Consider the following 2,616-nt stretch of genomic DNA (forward strand, 5'->3'; position numbering starts at 1 on the left):
TATTCTTTTTTCTTTTAAGCTTAAGAATAGATCATTACTGTGCTGTATATCCACCGTCGACAAGCATATTGGCGCCGATCATAAAGGAAGCATCATCACTTGCTAGAAAACTGACGGCTTTCGCAATTTCCTCCGGCTGACCAAGTCTTCCAATTGGGTGAGCCCCAACAAGACCCTGGCGCATCTCCTCATCGGCATTTTCAAGAATGGCGGTTTCCACGTAGCCAGGACAAACCGCGTTGACTCGAATATTATTTTTCGCATACGTCACGCCCAATGTGCGCGTTAAATTGACCACTCCGCCTTTAGCAGCGGCATAAGAGGTGACCGAATTCTGGCCGACGTGGCCTAAAATGGAAGCATTATTTACAATGGCTCCACCTGTTTCCTGTTCCAGCATTTGTGAAATCGCATATTTGTTGGTTAGGAAAACGCCGTTTATGTTAACATCCATAAGCTTTTTCCAATCTTCGTAAGAAAGCTCATGCGCAGGTGTGGCATCACCAATACCGGCATTAGCAAATAAAATGTCCAGGGAACCGAAGGAATCGACAGCTGCCTTCACCATATTCTTCACATCTTCTTCTGAGGTTACATCCGTCTTTGTGAACACAGTTTCAAAACCCTGACCATTTAGCTGGCTGGATAATTCGCTTCCCTGTTCGTTCACATCAGCAATAACAACTTTCGCACCCTTTTCGCAAAAGTCCTTAACTGTTGCTTCTCCAATCCCACTAGAACCACCTGTAACGACTGCAACTTTACCTGCTAGATTCATACGTATCCTCCTCCATTGAAATATGTAACCCTCTATCCTATGATAACTCTATTTCCAATAGATTTACAGAAATGGAAATTAAGATTGGTAGTAATCAAATCTGTGATTATAAATCCCTCTCTGTTTCTTTTTTCTAGTCAAAGAATCATTGAAAACAAATAGGCTGCCCCACAATCAGGGACAGCCTGCTTCATCATTTCTTTGTTTTTAAAAAGTCACGCATATACCGGTTCACTACTTCTGGCTTCTCGTGATGCGGAGCATGACTAACTCCTTCCATTCGGTGAACAGTAAGGTCACGGACATAGTCTTCCACCCCGTCCAGGTTACTGTTTTCAAAAGCAGGATCGGCATCTCCCCAAATGATTAACGTCGGTGACTCGAACATTTGATAAGGCAGGTCCAGTGGCTTTTTCACGTGCTCCTCGAACGGATAGAAAGAGGCCGCCCGATAATAATTTAGCATCGATTTCATCGCATTCGGTTGCATCCACGAATCTATGTACTTCTGTTCATCTTCTTTGGACAAATACCCTTTTCTACGTCCCGGAATTGTCATCATTTTTCTTAACCGCTCGGCGTTATTTTCCAGCAGTTTTTCATGAGAGTCAGAGCGCTGGAAGTATCCCATATAATTACTTGCTTCCCGCTGCCCAGGGTTCTCCGTCAGTTCCCTTCTAAATGTGTACGGATGAGGGGCATCGAACATGATCAGTTTCTTTATATAGTCAGGTTCCGTATAAGCAAGCGTCCACGCGATCGCTCCGCCCCAATCATGGGCGACTAAAACACATTCCTTCTCCCCAAAGGCTTCAACCAGCTGCTTCACATCCTCGACCAGGATGGACATATCATAAGAGGAAACCCCTTCCGGCTTATCAGATAGGTTGTACCCTCTCATATCGACCGCAACGACACGATAATCCTTCGAAAACTCTTCGATTTGGTGATGCCAGTTGTACCAGTAGTAAGGGAAACCATGGAGAAACAGCATCAGTTCGCCTTCTCCCTCTGTGACGTAATGAAGATTGACGTCATTGATTTTTACATAACCCTCTTTCATGATTCCTACCACCCTTTCTACACATATTTCTATCATCGAGACACTTTACTCTTCTTATGTGGTATTCGCAATTATCAGGTATCACTTTTTGGAAAATTAGGAAATACAACCTAATAAAAAAAGCCCTCCTAAGTTCTGTCTGGGAAGGCCAATCTATGTTCTATGTTTAAATGAAACTATCCGCAGATGGCTTCCGTTGCAGCTGCACAGCCAAGACTGCCAATCATACCGCAGACAGCAGCAAGGGCTACACCACCAACGCCTGACGTAATACCTAGCGCTCCTGCAAGAGCGTAACATCCAACACTGCCTCCCGCTCCACATAGGGCCGTGATCGCATATTCACAAAAACCGAAGCTTTGCAGTTCGTTTCCATTGGACTGCTTTCCAAGTAATTCTTTAATCTTTCCATTCGCGTCTGTCTGGATTTGTTCTTGAGTAATCGAGAGTCCTTCCATATCTGTCAGATTCCCGTCTTTATCAACATCGACATTATAAAGCTCCACTTCTTCATCGCCCAAACCATACATCACATTCATATGAAAGCTTCCATCTTCTCCTAACGAATCAGCATATAGACCTTGATCAGAAATAACCGTCTTATTTTTTATATCATAAGTAAACTGGGCATAAACCAAGTGATCGCTTTTTTCTGCTTGATCTTTATTAAAGACGAATTCGATATAGGCATAATCACCGCCTGCACCGTCGACTTTATTAATCACGATATTGTGCTGGGAAACAGCATTAATTTTAGATTTATTTTTATATTTTT

Annotated in this window: 3 protein-coding genes; all 3 read right to left on the reverse strand. The window is 43.2% G+C overall.

Annotation, left to right across the window (positions count from 1 at the left end; translation table 11 throughout):
• Positions 1-34: 34 nt before the first annotated feature.
• Positions 35-778: an SDR family NAD(P)-dependent oxidoreductase gene (locus tag LD39_RS03390; RefSeq protein WP_035542914.1), complete on the reverse strand. Its 744-nt coding sequence runs from the start codon at positions 776-778 to the stop codon at positions 35-37.
• Positions 779-971: 193 nt separating this feature from the next.
• On the reverse strand, positions 972-1,841 hold the full coding sequence (locus LD39_RS03395) for an alpha/beta fold hydrolase (RefSeq protein ID WP_035542915.1): 870 nt from the start codon (positions 1,839-1,841) through the stop codon (positions 972-974).
• Between the two features lie 176 nt (positions 1,842-2,017).
• On the reverse strand, positions 2,018-2,616 hold a 599-nt coding region (locus tag LD39_RS03400), incomplete at its 5' end, for a halocin C8-like domain-containing protein (protein ID WP_035542916.1).

It is taken from the genome of Halobacillus sp. BBL2006, assembly GCF_000786645.1.
Lineage (GTDB): Bacteria > Bacillota > Bacilli > Bacillales > Halobacillaceae > Halobacillus.

Coding starts and splice junctions, on each gene's coding strand:
- LD39_RS03390 (WP_035542914.1), bottom strand. CDS start 778: ATGAATCTAGCAGGTAAAGTTGCAGTCGTTACAGGTGGTTCTAGTGGG.
- LD39_RS03395 (WP_035542915.1), bottom strand. CDS start 1,841: ATGAAAGAGGGTTATGTAAAAATCAATGACGTCAATCTTCATTACGTC.